At 70.3% G+C, this 19587-nt stretch carries 17 protein-coding genes and 1 pseudogene (1 of these 18 cut by a window edge); 9 read left to right on the forward strand and 9 right to left on the reverse strand.

Features of this window, described 5'->3' with window-relative positions:
* Nucleotides 1–482, forward strand: a pseudogene (locus KDH83_RS05445) (sulfite reductase subunit alpha) (it extends 852 nt beyond the left edge of the window).
* Between the two features lie 52 nt (nucleotides 483–534).
* On the opposite strand, the gene KDH83_RS05450 reads toward KDH83_RS05445, so the two are convergent.
* Both KDH83_RS05450 and KDH83_RS05455 read right to left on the reverse strand, forming a co-directional pair.
* The gene (locus tag KDH83_RS05450; protein ID WP_212313356.1) at nucleotides 535–1494 is read right to left on the reverse strand and encodes a tripartite tricarboxylate transporter substrate binding protein BugE; all 960 of its coding nucleotides are present in this window, start codon (nucleotides 1492–1494) and stop codon (nucleotides 535–537) included.
* A 25-nt stretch (nucleotides 1495–1519) separates the two neighbouring features.
* Nucleotides 1520–2971 (reverse strand): D-aminoacylase, encoded by a 1452-nt coding sequence (locus KDH83_RS05455; RefSeq protein ID WP_212313358.1) that lies wholly within the window; start codon nucleotides 2969–2971, stop codon nucleotides 1520–1522.
* Between the two features lie 91 nt (nucleotides 2972–3062).
* On the opposite strand from KDH83_RS05455, the gene KDH83_RS05460 reads away from it, so the two are divergent.
* A complete protein-coding gene (locus KDH83_RS05460) occupies nucleotides 3063–4037 on the forward strand; it encodes a LysR family transcriptional regulator (RefSeq protein WP_212313360.1) in 975 nt (324 codons plus the stop codon).
* Here KDH83_RS05460 and KDH83_RS05465 read toward each other — a convergent pair.
* From KDH83_RS05465 to KDH83_RS05475, 3 genes are all read right to left on the reverse strand, one after another.
* Nucleotides 4034–4474, reverse strand: a complete 441-nt coding sequence (locus tag KDH83_RS05465) for an SRPBCC family protein (protein WP_212313362.1) — start codon at nucleotides 4472–4474, stop codon at nucleotides 4034–4036. The genes KDH83_RS05460 and KDH83_RS05465 overlap by 4 nt on opposite strands.
* Nucleotides 4475–4568: 94 nt before the next feature.
* Complete coding sequence (locus KDH83_RS05470) at nucleotides 4569–5399, reverse strand: phosphoenolpyruvate hydrolase family protein (protein ID WP_212313363.1); 831 nt, start codon at nucleotides 5397–5399, stop codon at nucleotides 4569–4571.
* A gap of 11 nt (nucleotides 5400–5410) precedes the next feature.
* Nucleotides 5411–6625, reverse strand: a complete 1215-nt coding sequence (locus tag KDH83_RS05475; RefSeq protein ID WP_212313364.1) for a Tm-1-like ATP-binding domain-containing protein — start codon at nucleotides 6623–6625, stop codon at nucleotides 5411–5413.
* 155 nt (nucleotides 6626–6780) lie between these two features.
* Between KDH83_RS05475 and KDH83_RS05480 the strand changes: the two genes are divergently transcribed.
* Both KDH83_RS05480 and KDH83_RS05485 read left to right on the forward strand, forming a co-directional pair.
* Nucleotides 6781–7482, forward strand: coding sequence for a TetR/AcrR family transcriptional regulator (locus KDH83_RS05480; protein WP_249204872.1), 702 nt, complete (start codon nucleotides 6781–6783; stop codon nucleotides 7480–7482).
* 130 nt (nucleotides 7483–7612) lie between these two features.
* The gene (locus tag KDH83_RS05485; RefSeq protein WP_212313366.1) at nucleotides 7613–9268 is read left to right on the forward strand and encodes an S-layer protein; all 1656 of its coding nucleotides are present in this window, start codon (nucleotides 7613–7615) and stop codon (nucleotides 9266–9268) included.
* Nucleotides 9269–9283: 15 nt separating this feature from the next.
* Here the strand turns inward: KDH83_RS05485 and KDH83_RS05490 are convergent, their stop codons facing one another.
* The 4 genes from KDH83_RS05490 to KDH83_RS05505 are packed head-to-tail and all read right to left on the reverse strand — an operon-like array spanning nucleotide 9284 to nucleotide 13418.
* Nucleotides 9284–10594 carry an aspartate aminotransferase family protein gene (locus tag KDH83_RS05490; protein WP_249204865.1) on the reverse strand — a complete coding sequence of 437 codons (1311 nt, stop codon included), beginning with the start codon at nucleotides 10592–10594 and terminating at the stop codon, nucleotides 9284–9286.
* A 10-nt stretch (nucleotides 10595–10604) separates the two neighbouring features.
* Entirely contained in the window at nucleotides 10605–11657 is a 1053-nt protein-coding gene (locus tag KDH83_RS05495; RefSeq protein ID WP_212313367.1) for a phosphotransferase, read from the reverse strand.
* Nucleotides 11658–11667: 10 nt separating this feature from the next.
* Nucleotides 11668–12696, reverse strand: a complete 1029-nt coding sequence (locus tag KDH83_RS05500; RefSeq protein WP_212313369.1) for a histone deacetylase family protein — start codon at nucleotides 12694–12696, stop codon at nucleotides 11668–11670.
* On the reverse strand, nucleotides 12693–13418 hold the full coding sequence (locus tag KDH83_RS05505; RefSeq protein WP_212313371.1) for a GntR family transcriptional regulator: 726 nt from the start codon (nucleotides 13416–13418) through the stop codon (nucleotides 12693–12695). Before KDH83_RS05505 ends, KDH83_RS05500 begins: the two co-directional genes overlap by 4 nt.
* 187 nt (nucleotides 13419–13605) lie before the next feature.
* On the opposite strand from KDH83_RS05505, the gene KDH83_RS05510 reads away from it, so the two are divergent.
* The 5 genes from KDH83_RS05510 to KDH83_RS05530 are packed head-to-tail and all read left to right on the forward strand — an operon-like array spanning nucleotide 13606 to nucleotide 19565.
* Nucleotides 13606–14418 carry a class II aldolase/adducin family protein gene (locus KDH83_RS05510; RefSeq protein ID WP_212313373.1) on the forward strand — a complete coding sequence of 271 codons (813 nt, stop codon included), beginning with the start codon at nucleotides 13606–13608 and terminating at the stop codon, nucleotides 14416–14418.
* Between the two features lie 56 nt (nucleotides 14419–14474).
* On the forward strand, nucleotides 14475–16040 hold the full coding sequence (locus tag KDH83_RS05515; RefSeq protein WP_212313375.1) for an ABC transporter substrate-binding protein: 1566 nt from the start codon (nucleotides 14475–14477) through the stop codon (nucleotides 16038–16040).
* A 32-nt stretch (nucleotides 16041–16072) separates the two neighbouring features.
* Nucleotides 16073–17047 carry an ABC transporter permease gene (locus tag KDH83_RS05520; protein ID WP_212313377.1) on the forward strand — a complete coding sequence of 325 codons (975 nt, stop codon included), beginning with the start codon at nucleotides 16073–16075 and terminating at the stop codon, nucleotides 17045–17047.
* Nucleotides 17044–17889 carry an ABC transporter permease gene (locus KDH83_RS05525; protein ID WP_212313379.1) on the forward strand — a complete coding sequence of 282 codons (846 nt, stop codon included), beginning with the start codon at nucleotides 17044–17046 and terminating at the stop codon, nucleotides 17887–17889. The genes KDH83_RS05520 and KDH83_RS05525 overlap by 4 nt, the downstream gene beginning before the upstream one ends.
* The gene (locus KDH83_RS05530) at nucleotides 17886–19565 is read left to right on the forward strand and encodes an ABC transporter ATP-binding protein (RefSeq protein ID WP_212313381.1); all 1680 of its coding nucleotides are present in this window, start codon (nucleotides 17886–17888) and stop codon (nucleotides 19563–19565) included. The genes KDH83_RS05525 and KDH83_RS05530 overlap by 4 nt, the downstream gene beginning before the upstream one ends.
* Nucleotides 19566–19587: the final 22 nt, after the last annotated feature.

The following is a 19587-nucleotide window of genomic DNA, read 5'->3' on the forward strand; positions in this document are numbered from 1 at the left end:
TGGCGCGGCTGGGCGACGAGATCGATCTCAGACTGCGGTCCAACCGCAATTTCCACGTGCCGGACGACGGCCGGCCGATGATCCTGATCGGCAACGGCACCGGCCTGGCCGGCCTGCGCGCGCTGCTCAAGGCGCGCCTGGCGGCGGGCCGGCATCGCAACTGGCTGGTGTTCGGCGAGCGCCAGGCCGCGCATGACTGGTTCTGCCGCGCCGAGATCGAAGGCTGGCGCGACGCTGGCGGAATCGAACGACTGGACGTCGTGTTCTCGCGCGACCAGGAAGAACGGCGCTACGTGCAACACCTGTTGCGCGAACAGGCCGACACGGTTCGCGCCTGGACCGACGCGGGCGCGGCGGTCTACGTCTGCGGCAGCCTGCAAGGCATGGCGGGCGGCGTGGACGACGCGCTGCGCGACATCCTGGGCGACGCCCGGCTGCAGCAGATGCAGCACGACGGCCGCTACCGCCGCGACGTGTACTGAGACGGCGCGCGCGGGGCCTGCCGGCCACGCGCCTCGCCGCCGCGCCACTTCCCTATTGCAGCTTGATCTGGGCCTTGTCGATCACGCTCTTCCAGCGGTCGCGCTCGGCCTGGATCTGCGCACCGAACTCGGCCGGCGTGTTGCCCAGCGGGAAGGCGCCGGTTTCCTCCATCTTCGCCGCCGTGGCCGGGTCGCGCACCGCCTGCGCGAAGGCTTGCGCCAGCTTGTCGCGCACGTCGTCGGGCAGGCCGGCCGGCGCCACCACGCCGTACCAGGCCGTCACGTCGTAGTCCTTGTAGCCCTGCTCGGCGAAGGTCGGCACGTCCGGCAGGCGCGGGTTGCGCGCCGGGCCGGTGATGGCCAGCGCGCGCAGATGATTGCTCTTCAGATAAGGCAGCGACGACGGGAAGTTGTCGAAGATCACCGGCACCACGCCGCCCACCGTGTCGGTCAGCGCCGGCGCCGAGCCGCGATACGAGATGCTGTTCATCTTGCCGCCGATGATCTGCAGGAACCAGATCATGCCCAGGTCGTTGACGCCGCCGGCGCCGGCATTGGCGTAACCGTCCCGGCCCGGGTTGGCGCGCACATGCTCGACGAACCCGGCCAGGGTCTTGGCCGGATACTGCGGATTGACGCTGAGGATGTTGGGGCTGGTCACCAGGTTGCTGACCGGCGTGAAATCCTTGACCGGGTCATAGGCCAGGTTGGGAAACAGGTGCGGCGCGGTGCCGTGCGTGCTGACGGTGGCCAGGCCCACGGTGTAGCCGTCGGGCTTGGCGCGCGCGGTGGCGGCCATGCCGATGGTGCCGGACGCGCCGGTGCGGTTTTCCACCACGATCTGCTGGCCCAGGATCTCGCCGGCCTTGGCCGCCGCCAGCCGGCCCACGATGTCGGTGGGGCCGCCGGCCGGGAATGGCACGATCAGCGTGATGGGGCGTTCGGGAAAGGCGGCATGGGCGGCCGGCAATGCGGCGGCCAGCGCCAGCGCGGCGCAGGTCTTGCGGAACATGGGGAGTCTCCTGTGGATGTAATCGTTATGCTTGCGCCGCGACCGAGCGACGCAGGATCTGCCCGGGACGCGGCGCGTCGGGCATGGGCGGATGCACCTGCACGCCGTTGACCAGCACGCGCTCGACGCCGGCCGAGGGCAGCGTCGGCGCTTCCCAGGTGGCCAGGTCGGCCACCGTGTCGGCATCGAACACCACGATGTCGGCCCAGGCGCCCACGGCGATGCGGCCGCGCCCGGCCAGGCCGAACACGCGCGCGGGCAACGCGCTCATCTTGGCCACCGCGGCTTCCAGCGTCAGCAACTCGGCTTCGCGCACATAGCGTCCCAGCACGCGCGTGAAGCTGCCCCACAGGCGCGGATGCGGATGCGCGTCGTTGGGCAGGCCGTCCGAGCCGACCATGCAGCAGTCATGCTGGAAGATGCGGCGCACCTCGTCCTCGTCCATGGCGAAATAGATCGCGCCGGCCGGACAGAGCCGGCGCGCGGCCTCGGTCTTGTCGCACCCCCAGTCGGCGGCGATGTCGGCCAGGTAGCGGCCCGCGCACTCGGGATGCGGCGTCGACCAGGTGACGCGGATGTCGTCGATCTGCTCGGCGCGTTCCGGGATCAGGATGGTGGAGCTGCCGGGATACGGATAGATGTCCAGCGCCACGTCCACGCCCTCGGCGCGGGCGCGGTCGATGTTGGCCAGCGTGGCGCGGCTCTTGCCCCAGTTGCGCGGCATCATGCACTTGTGATGCGACAGCACCGTGGCGCAGCCGCTGTTGCGGCCGATGGACAGCACTTCGTCCACCGATTCCTCGACCGTATCGCCCTCGTTGCGGATATGGCTGGTGTGCAGCGCGCCGCGCGCCGCCGCCACCCGGGCCAGCCCTTCCAGCTCGGCCGCCCGCGCCATGCCGCCCGGCTGATAGGCCAGGCCGGTGCTGAAGCCGACCGCGCCGGCCGCCAGCGAGGCGTCCAGCATGCGCTCCATGGCGCGCTGTTCATCGGTCGTGGGCTGGGCCGCCGGATCGCGCATGGCCGCCAGCCGCAGGTTGGCATGGCCGACCAGCGCCGCCACGTTGATCATCGGCCGCTGCGCCTGCAGCGTGGCGAAGTAGGCCTCCATGTCGGCGTACAGCGGCGACTCGCCCAGGAGGGCCAGCGCCGCCGCGTGATTGCCCGGCAGCGGCGCGGGCGCGCCGCTGATGCCGCAGTTGCCCACCACCACCGAGGTGATGCCCTGGCTGGTCTTCCAGGCCAGATCCGGCTTTTCGACGAACATCAGGTCGTCGTGGCCGTGCACGTCGATGAAGCCGGGCGCCACGATGCGCCCCGCTGCGTCCAGCCGCCTGTCGGCGATATAGCCGGACAGGTCGCCCAGCGCCGCGATGCGGCCGTCCGCCACGCCCACGTCGGCGCGCATGCGCGGCCCGCCCAGGCCGTCGATGACCCAGCCGCCCTCGATGATCAGATCCAGCGTGTCCTGCTGCATGCGCGTGCCCCGGCTTGATGAAGGCCCTAGTATCGGCCGGCCGATCAATCTGGAAAAATTGTTTTTATCGATCCATCCATCGTGATTTGAAATGAATCGCCTGCCCAAGCATGTCACGCTCAAGCACCTGAACGCCTTCGTCGCGGTGGCCCAGGAGTCCAGCTTCACGCGCGCCGCCGAGCGCCTGTTCCAGACCCAATCGTCCGTCACCAGCCTGGTGCGCCAGCTGGAGGAAGCGCTGTCCACCCTGCTGTTCGCGCGCACCAGCCGGCGCGTGCTGCTGACGGCGGCGGGCGAGGAGTTCCTGCCGCGCGTCATGCGGCTGCTGGCCGATTTCGATGGCGCCATCGGCGACGTGGTGCGCTTCGGCGCGCTGGAGCGCGGACGCGTGGGCGTGGCGGCGGCGCCCTCGGCCATCCCCCAGATCATCGCGCCGGCGGCGGCCGCCTTCGCCGCCCGCCACCCCGCCGTGCGCCTGTACCTGAGCGACGACAACTCCGGCCGCATCCAGCGCAAGGTGGCGGCGCGCGAGGTCGATTTCGGCCTGACCAGCCGCTGGGCGGACGCGCCGGGGCTGGATTTCGAACCGCTGCTGGAAGACCGCTTCGGCGTGCTGTACCGCGAGGACGACGCCGGTATGCGCCCGGGCCGCGACGGCACCGTGCGCTGGGCGGACCTGGCAGGCCGCCAATTGGTGGGCGTGGTGGACGAGACTGGCATCATCGCGCTGCTGCGCGCCCGCGCCGACCTGCCGATCGAGGCGGCCGCGCCCTTCCATGAGGCGTCCAGCACCACCTCGCAGGCGGCGCTGGTCAAGGCGGGAATGGGCGTGGCGCTGCTGCCGGCGCTGGCCGCCGAGCGCGTGCGCGAGCCGGGACTGGCCTACGCGCTGCTGTCGCGGCCCACCATGGTGCGCACGGTCTGCCTGATCCGCCACCTGGACTATCCCTTGAGTCCGGCGGCCGATGCGCTGATCGGCGCGATCCGCGACTATCTGAAAACGGCCGAGCTGCCGCCCGGCTGCGCGCGCGCCCGCGCCGCGCGCAAGCGCGCGGGCCGGAGCTAGCGCAGCTTCTCGTCCAGCGCCTTCAAGCCCGCCGCGAACACGCCCTGCCCCACCGCGCCGGCCACGGCCGCCAGATCGGCGCCGGCCTCGACGCGGAAGTCGGCCCACCATTCGACCAGCGTCAGCCCGCCCTCGGTGACGCGGCGCAACTGCACGCCGGCGACATAGTCGCGCATGGGCAGGTCGGTCTCGATGATGGAATAGCGCAGCGCCGTGCCCGGATCGTCCAGCATCAGCAGCTGTTCGCGCACGAAGCCGGACGGCTGGAGCGTCAGGTGCCGCACCGAGCCCAGGGCGTCCGCGCGGCCGCCGTCCTCAAGGCGGCTGACGGCCACGCCGGGATGCCAGCCGGCCAGGCCGTTGAAGTCGCGGAACATGGGCCAGACCTGCTCAAGCGGCGCATGGATGATGGCGCTGATATACACGGTGTGCGACATGCGGGGCTCCTGTCGAAGCGGATGCGGTGAAAGGAAGGATGTGATGCGGCGAAAGACAAGAAAAAGGCGCCGTGCACGGCGCCTGGTAAACAGCTTAGAAGGTCAGGCCCTTGAATTCCCGCGTGGCCGCGGTCAGCGCCTGTTCGGTGGGCAGGCGCTCCATCGAGCTGGCGCCGTAGAAGCCATGGCAATGCTTGCAGGCGCGCAGCACGTGGGCGGCATCCTCGGGCGTGGCGATGGGGCCGCCGTGGCACAGCACGATCACGTCATCGCGCACCGCCAGCGCGGCGGCCGCGATGCGGTCGATGGCGGCCACGCAATCGTCCAGCGTCAGCGCGGTCTCGGCGCCGATGGAGCCGCCGGTGGTCAGGCCCATGTGCGCCACGATGATGTCGGCGCCGGCGCGGGTCATGGCCACGGCGTCGGCTTCGTTGAACACGTAGGGCGTGGTCAGCATGCCCTTCTCGTGCGCCAGGCGGATCATGTCCACTTCCAGCCCGTAGCCCATGCCGGTTTCTTCCAGGTTGGCGCGGAAGGTGCCGTCGATCAGGCCCACGGTGGGAAAGTTCTGCACGCCGGCGAAGCCCTGGCGCTTGAGCTCGTCCAGGAACACGTCGAAGTCGCAGAACGGATCGGTGCCGTTCACGCCCGCCAGCACCGGCGTGCGCTTGACCACGGGCAGCACCTCGCGGCCCATGTCGACCACGATCTCGTTGGCATTGCCGTAGGCCAGCAGGCCCGCCAGCGAGCCCCGGCCGGCCATGCGGTAACGGCCGGAGTTGTAGATCACGATCAGGTCGATGCCGCCGGCTTCCTCGCACTTGGCCGACAGCCCCGTGCCCGCGCCGCCGCCCACGATGGGCTGGCGGTCGCGCACCATGGCGCGGAACTTGTCCATGAGTTGGTTGCGGTCAAAGCGCGGCATGGCGGCGGTCCTCAGTGTTTGGCGATTTCAAGGTACTGCTCGACCGCCGTGCGGGCGAACAGCGGGTCGTTGATGTGGCAGGGCACGCGCACCAGGCGGCGATCGGCGGTCTGCACCAGGTGCGTCTCCAGCGCGGCGAACAGCGCGGCGTCGGCCTCCGGATCCCAGAAGGCCTGGCCCGGCGCATCCAGCGCCGACACCCCGCCCTCGGGGATCAGGAAGCGCACCGGCCCGTCGCAGCGGTTCAGCCGGCTGGCGATCCACTCGCCCTGGCGGGCGTTCTCGGCGGGCGTGGTGCGCATCAGCGTCACCTGCGGATTGTGGGGATAGAACAGACGGCCCTGGTAGCGTTCGGGCACGGTCTCCATGCCGCCGAAGTTCACCATGTCCAGCGCGCCGCAGGCGCCCACATAGGGCGCGCGCGTGCGCGCCACGGCGCCGAAGCGGTCCTCGGTGCAGGCCAGCACGCCGCCGAACAGGAAGTCGCAGACCTCGGTGGTGGTCAGGTCCAGCACGCCGGACAGCAGATGGCTGTCCAGCAGTTTTTCCATGGATTGGCCGCCGGTGCCGGTGGCGTGGAACACCAGGCAGTCGTAGTCCGGCTCCAGCAGCGGCACCACCTGCTGCACGCAGGCCGTGGTCACGCCGAACATGCTGATGCCGACGGCGGGACGGCTGTCGTTGTCCTGGGCCGCGCTGTCGGCCTGGCGGAACGCGCCGCCGATGGCGCCCGCCGCATTGGCCAGCACGCGGCGCGAGATGCGGTTCAGCCCGGCCACGTCGGTGACGGAATACATCATGGCGATGTCGGACGGCCCGACATAGGGCGCGACATTGCCGGAGGCCATGGTCGACACCATCAGCTTGGGCACGCCGATGGGCAGCGCGCGCATGGCCGGCGTGATCAGCGCCGTGCCGCCCGAGCCGCCCAGGCCCAGCAGCGCGCCGATGCCGGCGTCGGCGGCGGCGTAGCGCTCGAAGGCCAGCGCCATGGCGGCGATGGCCGTGCCACGGTCGCCGGTGAACACCGCCTGGACGCCGCCGGGATGGCTGGCGGCCACGTCGCGGGCCTGCACGCGGGCGGCGCTGGGCGCGCCGGTGGTGGACACGTCCACCGTCACCACGTCCAGGCCGTCGCGCGCCAGCAGGCCGGCCACGTACTCGGCCTCGTGGCCCTTGGTGTCGTAGGTGGCGGCCACGTAGACCCGCCGCTTGGTATTCGTCATGGCTCCTCCCGTGGGCGGCTACACTCGATGCGCGCCTCGATATGTGCCGGGGCGAGCCCGGCCTGTAGAATTCAGAAATGAGACGAAAGAATCATACTGAGACGACTGTCTCACGTCAAACCAGAACCGCCCCGCAGGCGGCGTCCGCGCGCGCGCTGATCGCGCCCGCCAGCCGCCAGGCCGAGGCCAGCGGCGAGCCGCCGCACGGGCCGCGCGCGCGCATGCGCAAGATCCTGCTGGATGCCGCGCAGCAGCTCATGGGCCAGGGCATCACGCCCTCGGTGGCCGAGCTGGCCGAGCACGCCCAGGTATCGCGCGCCACCGCCTACCGCTATTTCCCCAGCCAGAGCGCGCTGATCGCCGCCGTGGTCGACGAAAGCCTGGGCCCGATCCTGGCCTGGGACTCGGACGCCGACGACGCCGGCGCGCGCGTCGACGAACTGCTGCGCTTCGCCTATCCGCGCCTGGAGGCGCACGAGGCGCCGCTGCGCGCCGCCATCCAGGTCTCGCTGGAGCAGCACGCCGAGGCCAGCGCCGGCCGCGCCGGCAACGAGCCGCGCCTGGTGCGCGGCCACCGCGTCGACATCCTGAAACGCGCCATCGCGCCGCTGGCCGGCGCGCTGACGCCGGCGCAGCAGGAACGCGTGGCGCAGGCCCTGTCGCTGGTCTATGGCACCGAGGTGTTCCTGGTGCTCAAGGACATCTGGCGGCTGGAACTGCCCGAAGTGACCGAGGTGGCGCGCTGGACCGCGCAGGCCATCATCCGGCAGGCATTGGCGGACGCCGAGGCATCGACGCCGGGCAAGAAGGACAAGCCCACAAAGGGCGGCAAGAACAGCGACAAGCGCGGCGGCTAGGCCGCCCCGGGTCGCGCCGCTGGCGGCGCGCGCCGGCGCCAGCCTGTCATTCCCACGTCACCGGCAGCCGGCATAGTCCCGCCCTGCGCGGCGCCGCGAGTTGCGGGCCGCCCTGACGCTGGAGCTATGAATGCAGTTCGAAGTAACCCGCCTGCGGCGGGCCCTGATGCCCTTGTCGCTGGCTTGCGTAACCCTGTTGAGCGCCTGTGGCGGCAGCGACGACGATGACGACGCGCCCGCCAAGCCGCCGGTCGTGACCGAGCCCACGCCCGAGCCCCCCAAGCCGCCCGTTATCACGGGCGCGTGGAGCGCCGGCGATCTGCACGTGCACACCATCCAGTCCGACGACGCCCAGACCACGCTGGAAACCGTGCTGGACCAGGCCTTCACCCGCTACAAGCTGGACTGGGCCGCGCTGTCGAACCACCTGCGCATGTCCAAGCGCGACCATACCGGCCTGGACATTCCCGGCGGCCCGGTCCCGTTCTCGACCGGCATGGCGCGCTACGAAGTGCCGTTCATCCAGCAGGCGCAGGCGGCAGGCCGCTACGCCGGCAAGATCATCTTCTCGTCGTTCGAGTGGGACATGCCCACGCATGACCACGTCAACATCGGCATCGGCGTGAACGAGCCGATGTCGGCCAAGTCGCTGCGGGCGGTGGCCGAATTCGAATACCTGTACACCAACAAGGCCGCCAATCTGTTCGATCCGCAGCTGGTGGCGGACCTGGCCGGCCAGCCGCGCGCCTACAGCACGCACGCCGACTCGCTGGCCGCGCTGAAATGGCTGCGCGACAAGCATCCCGACAGCTACATGCTGCTGAACCACCCGTCGCGCTACGCCGGCAAGTACACCATCGGCCAGCTGCGCGAGATGCACGACCTGGCGCCGTCCATCTTCTTCGCCATCGAAGGCATGGTGGGCAACCAGATGGAACCGGATCGTGGCGGCTACGCCGAGGCCTACACGCCCGCCAAGCTGCCCAACCGCACCTACGGCGGCGTCGACTACCTGGTTGCGCAGCTGGGCGGCACCTGGGACGCGCTGCTCGGCGAGGGCCGCCGCATCTGGACCGTGGCCGATTCGGATTTCCACTTCCGCGTCAACGCCACCGGTCAGTACAGCAGCGGCTACGCCCCCGGCGAGTACGCCCGCACCTATGTCTGGAAGGACGGCAAGGACATGGCGGCGGTGGTCGCGGGCCTGAAGAGCGGCCGCATGTACGGCGTGTTCGGCGACCTGATCGACGCGCTGGAATTCCAGGCGCAGGGCGCCTCGGGCACGGCGCAGATGGGCGGTGAGCTGATCGCGGCCAAGGGCGAGCAGGTGGAAGTGACCATCCGCTTCCGCAGCCCCGACAGCAACCACTACGAGTACCCGATCGAAAGCGGCAACCCCACCTACGTCAAACCGACCGTGCACCACGTCGACCTGATCGTGGGCGACGTCGTCCCGCGCGCCGCCCCGGGCACGCCGGCGTATGACCAGGCCACCAATCCCAGCACCCGCGTGCTGGGCCGCTACACGCGCGCCGACTGGACCGTGGACAAGGAAGGCTACAACGTCATCAAGGTCAAGCTCAGCGCCGTCAAGAGCCAGTACCTGCGCCTGCGCGGCACCAACCTGGCGCCGGACGTGGCCGGCGAAACCGCCAACGGCGAGCCGCTGCCGGACGCCAAGATCGACCTGACCGACAACGCGGCGCGCTTCAACGCCATCAACGCGCGCAACTACAACGACCTGTGGTTCTACTCGAATCCGGTGTTCGTGACGGTCAAGCCGTAGGCGCTGCTGGCCGCGCTACAGCGCGGCCAGCGTCTCGTCCAGCGTCGCCACCAGGCGGTCCGCGTCGGCCGTGGAAAACGGTAGCGGCGGGCGGATCTTCAAGATATTGGCATGCTCGCCGGCGCTGCTGATCAGCACCTGCCGGTCGCGCAACCCGTTGACCACGCGCGCCGCCTGCTCGGCGGCCGGTTCGCGCGTGGCGCGGTCGCGCACCAGCTCCACGCCGATGAACAGGCCCGCGCCGCGCACGTCGCCGATGAGGTCGTGGCGCGCGGCCAATCCTTGCAGGCGTTCGCGCAGGTAGACGCCGACGCGCTCGGCGTTCCGCATCAGCCCTTCCTGCTGCACCGTGCGCAACACCGCTAGGCCGGCCGCCGCCGATACCGGGTTGCCGCCGAAGGTGTTGAAGTAGCGGCTGTTGCGGCCAAAGGCCTCCAGCACTTGCGGCCTGGCCGCCACGCCAGCCACCGGATGGCCATTGCCCAGCGGCTTGCCCATGGTGATCAGGTCCGGCGCCACGCCATGCCGCATATAGCCCCACAGCGTTTCGCCGGTGCGCCCCATGCCGGCCTGCACCTCGTCGGCGATGAACAGGCCGCCGGCCTCGTGGATCGCATCCACGGCCTCGCGCAGGAAGCCCGCCGGTCCGGCCTGCACGCCGTCGCTGGAGAAGATGGTGTCCACCAGCAGCGCCGCCGGACGCAGCCCGTGGCGGGCCAGGTCCGCGATCGCCTCGCGCACCGCGTGCGCCAGGGCCGGGCCGGTTTCGCCGGGCGCCTGGCGATAGCTGTCCGGCGCGGCCACGGTGCGCACGGCCGGCCCCAGCGTCACGTAGCGGCCCAGCGACGGCGAGGCCTGCGCGATCGACAGCGTCACGCCATGATAGGCGTGGCGCGTGACGATCAAGCCGGTGGCGCCGGTATGCGCCTGCGCGATGCGCAGCGCCAGGTCGTTGGCCTCGCTGCCGGTGCAGGTGAACATCACATGGCCCGGCCCCGGCGCGTAGGTCGCGAGCAGCGCCTCGGCGTAATCGAGCACCGTCTCGTGCACGTAGCGCGTATGCGTGTTCAGGGTCGAGGCCTGCCGCGCGATCGCCTCGACCACGGCGGGATGGCAGTGGCCCAGCGGCACCACGTTGTTGTAGGCGTCCAGATAGGGCTTGCCCTGGGCGTCGTACAGCCACACGCCCTCGCCGCGCACCAGGTGCAGCGGCTGGTCGTAGAACAGGCGATAGGCCGGGCCCAGCAGTTGCCGCCGCCGCGCGATCAGCGCCGCGGTATTTGCCGCGGCCTGCGCCGCGTCGTCGCCGGAATGGGTCATGGTCATGGCTGTGATCCTAATGGAAGCCGCAGGCCGCGCGCAGCCGCTGCCGGGCTGTGTCGCGGGCGATGGCGTCGCAGGCCTGCAGGCGGGCCCAGGACAGCGCGTTGTTGCGCAGGATGTAGTCGGCGTTGTCCGGATAGCGCGCCGCGCGCCAGCCGCCAATGGCCACCACCATCGCCAGCCGCGCCATCATCAGGTCGAACAGCACGTCCAGCTCGGCTTCCTGCAGCGGGCTGACCGCGTGATAGGCGGCGGCGAAGCGGACGGCCGGCGCCAGCGGATCGGCGCCCGGCTCCAGCTGGTATGAAGCCGCCACGGCCAGGTCGTTGACCAGCGGAGCGCGCACCATGTCGCCGAAATCCAGGATGCCGGCGATGACGTCGTGATCCTGCTGATCGACCAGCACGTTGTACAGATTCAGGTCGTTGTGGATGGCCTGCGCGCGCAGGCCGGGCAGCGCCGGCCGGGCGTGCTCGGTGAAGCGCGCCATGGCGCGCTCGGCCAGCGCCCGGCGCGTCGGGTCGGCCACGTGCGCCAGCAGCGGCGCGACCTCGTCGGCGCGCTGGATGTCCCAGGGCAGCGCCAACGCGCCGGCCTCGTGTTCGAAACCGCGCAGCGCCAGCCCCAGCCGCGCCAGGGTCCGCGCCAGATTATCGCGCTGCGCCGCCGAGCGCGCGGCGTCCGGCAGCGGCACGCCCGGCAGGTAGCTGAACAGCCGCAGCACGCGTGGCGGCGCGTCCGGCGCGCGATGCCAGGCGCAGGGCTGGCCGTCGACGGCCAGCGCCACGCGCTGCACCGGCAGCGTCGGGTCCGCGCGTTCTACGTGCAGCAGCGCGCGGGCCTGGAAATCGGCCACGCGCGGATCCTCGGCCGGGTGCGAGAACTTCAGCACGTACTCACGGCCGTCGCGTGCGTGGAGGCGGAAATTGCGGTCGCGCTCGCCGGCCAGGCGGCGCGCCTGGGCGTCGATGCCGAAATGCCGCCGCGCGGCCCGCGCGGCCTCGTCCTCGCCGATGTCCGGCGAAGCCACGGCCAGCACGTCCTGGGTGTCGTCCTGATCCATCATGACGGCCTCCTCAGGCGGCGGAGTCGAAGCCGCGCAGCGCGCTGGCCAGGTTGGGTCCCAGGTCGTCGGACAGGTAGCCACCTTCCTGCACCAGCACCGTGGGCAGGCCCAGCCGCGCGACCTCGGCCAGGATCAAGCCGAAGCCCTCAGTCGTGACCGCCAGCCCCTTGTACGGATCGCGCTCGTGGGCGTCCAGGCCCAACGCCACCACCAGCGCGCCAGGCGCATAGGCGCGGATGTCCAGGAACACGCGGCGCAGCGCCTCCAGGTAGCCGGCGTCGCCAGTGCCCACCGGCAGCGGGCGGTTGATGTTGTAGCCCAGCCCGTCGCCCTCGCCGGTCTCGTGGGCGTGGCCGACGAAGAACGGCGTGGTGTTGTGCGCGTCGGCGTGCATCGACACGGTCAGCACGTCGGCGCGGCGGTAGAAGATGCCCTGGGTGCCATTGCCGTGATGCACGTCCAGGTCCAGGATGGCGACCCGCGCGTGCGCGGCGCGCAGGTGCTGGGCCGCGATGGCGGCGTTGTTCAGGTAGCAGAAGCCGTTGGCGCGGTCGACATAGGCGTGGTGGCCGGGAGGACGGCACAGCGCGTAGGCCGCGCGCTCGCCGTCCAGCACCAGTTGGGCCGCGTGGGTGGCGCAATGCGCCGACCAGGCCGCCGCTTCCCAGGTGCCCGCGCCGATCGGACACGCGGTATCGCCCATGTGATAGCCGGCCAGGCCGACGATGTGTTCGGGATAGGTGCAGGGTTGGCCGGGGAACGGATGCACATTGGCCACCACTTCCTCGGATGCGTCGGGCAATTCGCGCCAGCGCGCGTAGGCGGTTTCCAGGAAACGCAGGTATTGCGGCGTGTGCACCGCGGCGCGCGGCGCGGCGCCGTGATCTGCCGGCGCGACGATCCGGTGCCCGTCGCGCTGCACCGCCGCCAGCAGGCGCGCGCCGCGCTCGGGCTGCTCGTTGCTGCGCCGGACCTTGCCGCGCACGATGAAGAACTGCGGATCATGAAGCTGGTGCTTATCGCTGTAGACGACTTTCATGTTTTCCTGCTGCCCCTTGGTTTTTCGCCCGCCGCGCCATGCTGCGAGACGAACAGGTTGCGGACGTGCTCCCAGGCATCGTCCAGATGTACCTTCATGCAGGCCTGCGCGGCCTGTACATCGCGGCGCGCCAGCGCGTCCAGGATGGGCTGGTGCGTGGCCGCGACCATTTCCGGATCCTGGTAGACGTTGTCGATCAGCGAGATGATCATGCGCATCTCGGTCTGCGTGCTGGAGAACAGGCGCAGCAGGTAGGCGTTGCCCGACAGCTCGCAGATCAGGGTATGGAAGCTCAGGTCCAGCTCGATGCGGCGATGCTGCGGCGCGTCGGCGGCCTCGGCGATCATCAGCTCCAGCAAGCCGCGCAGACGCGCCAGGCCGGCGGCGTCGGCATGCTCGCAGGCGGCCGCCACGGCGGTCATCTCCAGGCTCAGGCGCACCTGGAACAGATCGTCGATCTCGCGCACCGACATCTCGCGCACGAAGAAGCCGCGACGCGGCCTGGACACCAGGATGCCCTGGCGTTCCAGGCGGCGCGAGGCCTCGCGCACCGGCGCCCGGCTGATCGCCATCTGCCGGGCGATCTCGGCCTCGACCACGCGGCTGCCCGGCGGCAGGCGGCCCTGCACGATGGCCTGGGTCAGCCGTTCTTCGACGACGCCGACCAGGTCGGGAACATTGACGGATTCGAAAGCATTGAGGGCGGCCTGGGTTTCGGGCATGGAAAGTCTCTGTCTGGGGCGGGAATGCGCCCGGCTTTCTTGCACAAGAAAACCCGGCGCGACAGCTATATAGCACCCCGTTTTTTTCAAGCATATCAGTACTACTGCTAACTGTCGACAGTTGACGATCGACGCATAATGCCCTGCACCCGGCCCCGCGCCGCAGCCACCCAACCAGGACGCATCGATGGCCCTCTCCCAGGAATCCGCGCAGCCGAGCAGCGCGGCCGAACAACAGACCCGCCGCGACCTGGCGGCCTGCTACCGGCTGGTCGCCCATTTCGGCATGGACGACAGCATCTACACCCACATCTCGGCGCGCGTGCCCGGCGAGGAAGGGGCCTTCCTGATCAATCCATACGGCCACCTGTTCCGCGACATCACGCCCGAATCACTGGTCAAGGTCGGCATGGACGGCCATCCGGTCGCGCCCACGCCCCATGACGTCAATCCGGCGGGCTTCACCATCCACAGCGCAGTGCACATGGGACGTCCCGACGCGGGTTGCGTGCTGCACACCCACACCGTCGCCGGCGTGGCCGTGTCCTCGCTGGCCTGCGGCCTGCAGCCTGTGAACCAGTGGGCGCTGCAGTTCTACAACCGCGTCGCCTATCACGACTACGAAGGCATCGCGCTGGACTTGGACGAACGCGAGCGGCTGGTGGCCGACCTGGGCCAACAGAACGCCATGATCCTGCGCAACCACGGCCTGCTGACCGTCGGCGCCACCGTGGCCGAGGCCTTCATCCTGATGCTCAACCTGGACCGCGCCTGCCGCGTGCAGCTGGCGATCCAGTCGACCGGCCAGGCGACCTATCCGTTGAGCGCCCAGGTCAGCGAAAGAACCGCGCGCCAGTACGCCAGCGGCGACACCAACCGCCTGCCCGGCTCGACCGATCCCAGCGAACGCGAATGGCGCGCGCTGCTCAAGCTGGTGGAACCGCCGCAGATCGCCCCCCGGCTCGCGGACGCCCTGAACGGCGCCGCGCTGCGCGCCTGAACGGCGCGCGCCGCTCCCCTTTCCCGCCGTCCCGGCCCCGTCACCAGGAGAACCTCATGAACCGACGCGACTTTCTGATCTCGAGCGCCGTCACGGCCGGCTGGCTGAGCGGCGCGACCGCCCTGCCCGCCTGGGCCGCGGCCGCGCGCAATGGCGTGCTCAACATCGCCGTGCAACCCGAGCCGCCGGGCCTGATGCTTGGCATCGTGCAGAACGGCCCCACGCAGATGATCGGCGGCCAGATCTACGAAAGCCTGCTGCGCTACGACGACAAGCTGGAGCCCATGCCCGGCCTGGCCGCATCCTGGACGGTGAACGACGCGGCCACCGTCTACACCTTCACGCTCAAGCAGGGCGTGCAATGGCACGACGGCAAGCCCTTCAACGCGCACGACGTGGTGTTCAGCGTCGACCAGTTCCTGCGCAAGACCCACGCGCGCCTGCGCGCCGGGCTGGCCTTCGTGGACAGCATCAAGGCGCTGGACGAACACACGGTCGAGTTCCGCCTGCCCCGGCCGTTCGGCCCGTTCCTGGGGCTGTTCGAGGTCGGCACCATGCCGATGGTGCCGCGCCACATCTACGAAGGCACCGACTACCTGAACAACCCGGCCAACAACACGCCCATCGGCACCGGCCCCTACAAGTTCAAGGAATGGCGGCGCGGCTCGTACATCCAGCTGGTGCGCAACGAGCAGTACCACGAGGCCGGGCTGCCCAGCGTCGACACGCTGTACTTCCACGTGATCCCCGACGCCGCCTCGCGCGCGGCCGCCTTCGAGTCCGGCAAGCTGGACGTCTTGCCCGGCGGCACCGTCGAATACTTCGACATCGCGCGCCTGAAGGCGCTGCCCAATGTCGAGACCACCACCAAGGGCTGGGAATTCTTCGGCCCGCATTCCTTCATGTGGCTCAACAACCGCCATCCGGTGCTGGCCGACGTGCGCGTGCGCCGCGCCATCATGTACGCGCTGGACCGCGAGGCCATGCGCAACGTGGCCTGGTACGGCTTCGGCAAGGTCGCCACCGGCCCGTTCAACAGCAGCGTGCGCTATCACACCGACCAGGTCACGCGCTATCCGCGAGACGTGGCGCGCGCCAAACAACTGCTCAAGGAAGCCGGCTACAAGGGCCAGACGCTGCGCCTGCTGCCGCTGCCCTACGGCGAGACCTGGCAGCGCTACGCCGAAATCGCGCGCCAGAACCTGGCCGAGGCTGGCATCAAGCTGGAGATGACCGCCACCGACGTGGCCGGCTGGAGCGAGAAAACCGCCAACTGGGACTACGACATCGCCTTCTGCTACCTGTACCAGTACGGCGACGCCGCGCTGGGCGTGAGCCGCAACTACCTCACGTCCACCATCGCCAAGGGTTCGCCCTGGAACAACGTCGAGGGCTACAGCAACCCCAAGGTCGACGAGCTGTTCGAACGCGGCGCGCAGGAAGCCGATCCGCAGAAGCGCCGCGCGCTGTACGAAGAGGTGCAGCGCATCCTGGTCGACGAGGTGCCGGTGGCCTGGCTGCTGGAACTGCAATTCCCCACGCTCTACCGCAACAACATCAAGAACCTGATCAATTCCGGCATCGGCTTGAACGATAGCCTGGCGCGCGCCACGCTGGCCTGAACGGCGCGCAGCCCGGCAACAGGGGGAATGCCATGAAGAAACTCACTTACCTGATGCGCCGCGTCGCGCAGGGCCTGCTGGTGCTGGCCCTGATCGCGGTCATCAATTTCCTGCTGATCCGCGCCGCGCCCGGCGATCCGGCCGCCGTCATGGCGGGCGAGGCCGGCGCGGCGGACGAGGCCTTCGTCGCGCAGCTGCGCGAACGCTTCGGGCTGGACAAGCCGCTGCCCCAGCAGCTGGCGACCTACCTGGGACATGCCGCCCGGCTGGACCTGGGCGATTCCTACCGCCAGCAACGGCCCGTCATGAGCCTGATCGGCGAACGGCTGCCCGCGACGCTGCTGCTGACCCTGACGGCCTTCGTCGTGTCGCTGACGCTGGGGGTGGCGTTGGGCGCCTGGACCAGCGCCCGCGCCGGCACCTGGCTCGACAGCCTGGTCAGCACGCTGTCGATGCTGTTCTACGCCACGCCGCTGTTCTGGCTGGCGCTGATGGGGGTGCTGCTGTTCTCGGTCAAGCTGGAATGGCTGCCGGGCTTCGGCTTCGAGACGGTGGGCGCGGGCCACGCGGGACTGGCGCGCGCGGCCGACATCGCCCGCCACCTGGTGCTGCCGGCAGCCACGCTGGCGCTCTTCTACATGGCGGTGTATGCCCGCATGACGCGCACCGCCATGCTGGAAGTGGCGCAGATGGATTTCATCAAGACGGCCCGCGCCAAGGGCCTGTCGCCGCGCCGCATCCAGCGCCGCCACATCCTGCGCAACGCGCTGCTGCCGGTCATCACGCTGGCCGGCATCCAGGCCGGCTCGATGGTGGGCGGCACGGTGCTGATCGAAACGGTGTTCGCCTGGCCCGGCATCGGCCGGCTGATGTTCGATGCCCTGGTGCAGCGCGACTACAACCTGCTGCTGGGCACGTTCCTGATCACGGCGGCGCTGGCCGTGGCGTTCAACATCATCACCGACCTGCTCTACACGCTGGCCGATCCGAGGATAGAACTGCAATGAACAACGGATTCTGGCGGCGTTTCCGCCGCAACAAGGGCGCCCTGGCCGGACTGGCCGTGATGGCCGTGGTGCTGCTGCTGGCGTTGTCCGCGCCGCTGGTCGCGCCGCACGATCCCTGGGCCATGGTGCAGCGCCCCTTCCTGCCGCCGCTGGACATGGCCGGCCTGCCCTTCGGCACCGACACCATGGGCCGCGACATCGGCTCGGGGCTGGCCCACGGCGCCCGCATCTCGCTCTTGATCGGACTGGTCTCGACGCTGGCGGGCCTGTTGATCGGCGTGTCGGTCGGCGCGCTGGCCGGCTACTACGGCGGCTGGATCGACAACAGCCTGATGCGCTTCACCGAGCTGTTCCAGGCCATCCCCAGCTTCGCGCTGGCCATCGTGCTGGTGGCGATCTTCCAGCCCTCGGTGGCGTCCATCGTCACGGCCATCGCGCTGGTCTCGTGGCCGCCGGTGGCGCGGCTGGTGCGCAGCGAATTCCTGACGCTGCGCCACCGCGACTTCGTCCATGCCGCGCACCTGGCGGGCGAATCGAACCTGCGCATCATCGTCACCCAGATCCTGCCCAACGCGGCCGCGCCCATCGTGGTGATGGGCTCGCTGATGGTGGCCACGGCCATCCTGCTGGAATCGAGCCTGAGCTTCATGGGCCTGGGCGATCCCAACGTGATGAGCTGGGGCTACATGATCGGCGCGGCCCGCACCGCGCTGCGCCAGGCCTGGTGGATCAGCCTGTTCCCCGGCGTGGCCATCCTGCTGACGGTGCTGGCGCTGAACCTGATCGGCGAAGGCCTGAGCGACGGCCTGAACACCCGGATGGATCCCAGGAGCCGCGCATGAACCTCGTCACCTCCCATGCCGCCGCCCCGCCGTCCGGGGACGCACTGCTCGACATCAGCGGCCTGTCGATCCGCCTGCCGGCCGGCGCCGACCGCCCGCTGGCGGTCAAGGACGCCAGCCTGCGCATCGGTCGCGGCGAAACGCTGTGCATCGTGGGCGAAAGCGGTTCCGGCAAGTCCATGATCGCCAACGCCGTCATGGGCCTGCTGCCGCAGCCCATGGTGGCGCCGGTGGCCGGCGCCGTCGTGTTCCAGGGCCACGACCTGCTGACCCTGGCCGAGCCGCAATGGCGCGCGCTGCGCGGCAACCGCATCGGCATGATCTTCCAGGATCCGATGTCGGCGCTCAATCCGGTGATGCGCATCGGCGACCAGCTCGAAGAGGCGCTGGACGCGCACCTGCACCTGTCGCCCGCCGACAAGCGCGCCCGCATCCTGAGCGCGCTGCGCGACGTGCGGCTGCCGGACCCCGAGGGCATCGCCGCCAGCTATCCCGGACGCCTGTCGGGCGGCCAGCGCCAGCGCGTCATGATCGCCTGCGCGCTGATGCTGGAGCCCGCGCTGCTGATCGCCGACGAGCCCACCACCGCGCTGGACGTCACCACCCAGGCGCAGATCCTGGAACTGATCCGCGACCTGCAAGCCAAGCGCGGCACCGCCGTGCTGTTCATCACCCATGACTTCGGCGTGGTCTCGCAGATCGCCGACCGCGTGGCCGTGATGCAGCTGGGCGAGATCGTCGAGGCCGGCGCGGCCGCCGACGTGCTGGGCCATCCCCGGCACGACTACACCCGCAAGCTGATCGCCGCCATCCCGCACGGCATGCCCGACACGGCGCGCGAAGCCGCGCGCCAGCCGGTATTGCTGGACGTGCGCGACCTGCACAAGACCTATGTGTCCGGCGGCGGCCTGTTCCGGCGCGGCCGCGAAACCGCCGCCATGCGCGGCATCAGCTTCACGCTGCAGCGCGGCGAGGTGCTGGGCCTGGTGGGCGAGTCCGGTTCTGGCAAGTCCACGCTGGGCCGCTGCATCGCCGGCCTGCTGGCGCCGGACGGCGGCCAGATCCTCTTCAACGGCCAGGCGGGCAAGGCGCGCCCCGCGCCGGGCCGCGTGCAGATGGTGTTCCAGGACCCGCAGGCCTCGCTCAACCCGCGCCATACCGTGGGCCGCTCAATCATGGCAGGCCCGCTGGCGCAGGGCATGGCGCCGGAACGCGCCCGCGCCCGGGCGGCGGAACTACTGCAGCTGGTCGGCCTGAATCCCGATGCCGCCGGACGCTATCCGCACGAATTCTCCGGCGGCCAGCGCCAGCGCATCGGCATCGCCCGCGCCCTGGCCAGCGAGCCCGAGCTGATCGTGGCGGACGAGCCGGTGTCGGCGCTGGACGTGTCGGTGCAGGCCCAGGTGCTGGAGCTGTTCGCCAGCGTGCGCCGGCGGTTCCAGCTGAGCATGCTGTTCGTCACGCACGACCTGCGCGTGGCGGCGCAGATGTGCGACCGCATCGCCGTCATGCAGCAGGGCCGCATCATCGAATGCGGGCCCGCCGCGCAGGTCATTGGCGAACCCGGCCAGGACTACACCCGCGAACTGGTGCGGGCCGTGCCCGACTTCGCCAGCATCGTTTCCGGACGCGCGCGCATCAGCGGCCACGCGCGGCTGGCGGAGGCCGCGGCATGAGCGCCCGCCCCCTGCCCGCCGC

Origin of the sequence: Achromobacter sp. Marseille-Q0513 (genome assembly GCF_018195695.1) — a bacterium.
In the GTDB taxonomy this organism is placed as follows: Bacteria; Pseudomonadota; Gammaproteobacteria; order Burkholderiales; family Burkholderiaceae_B; genus Achromobacter.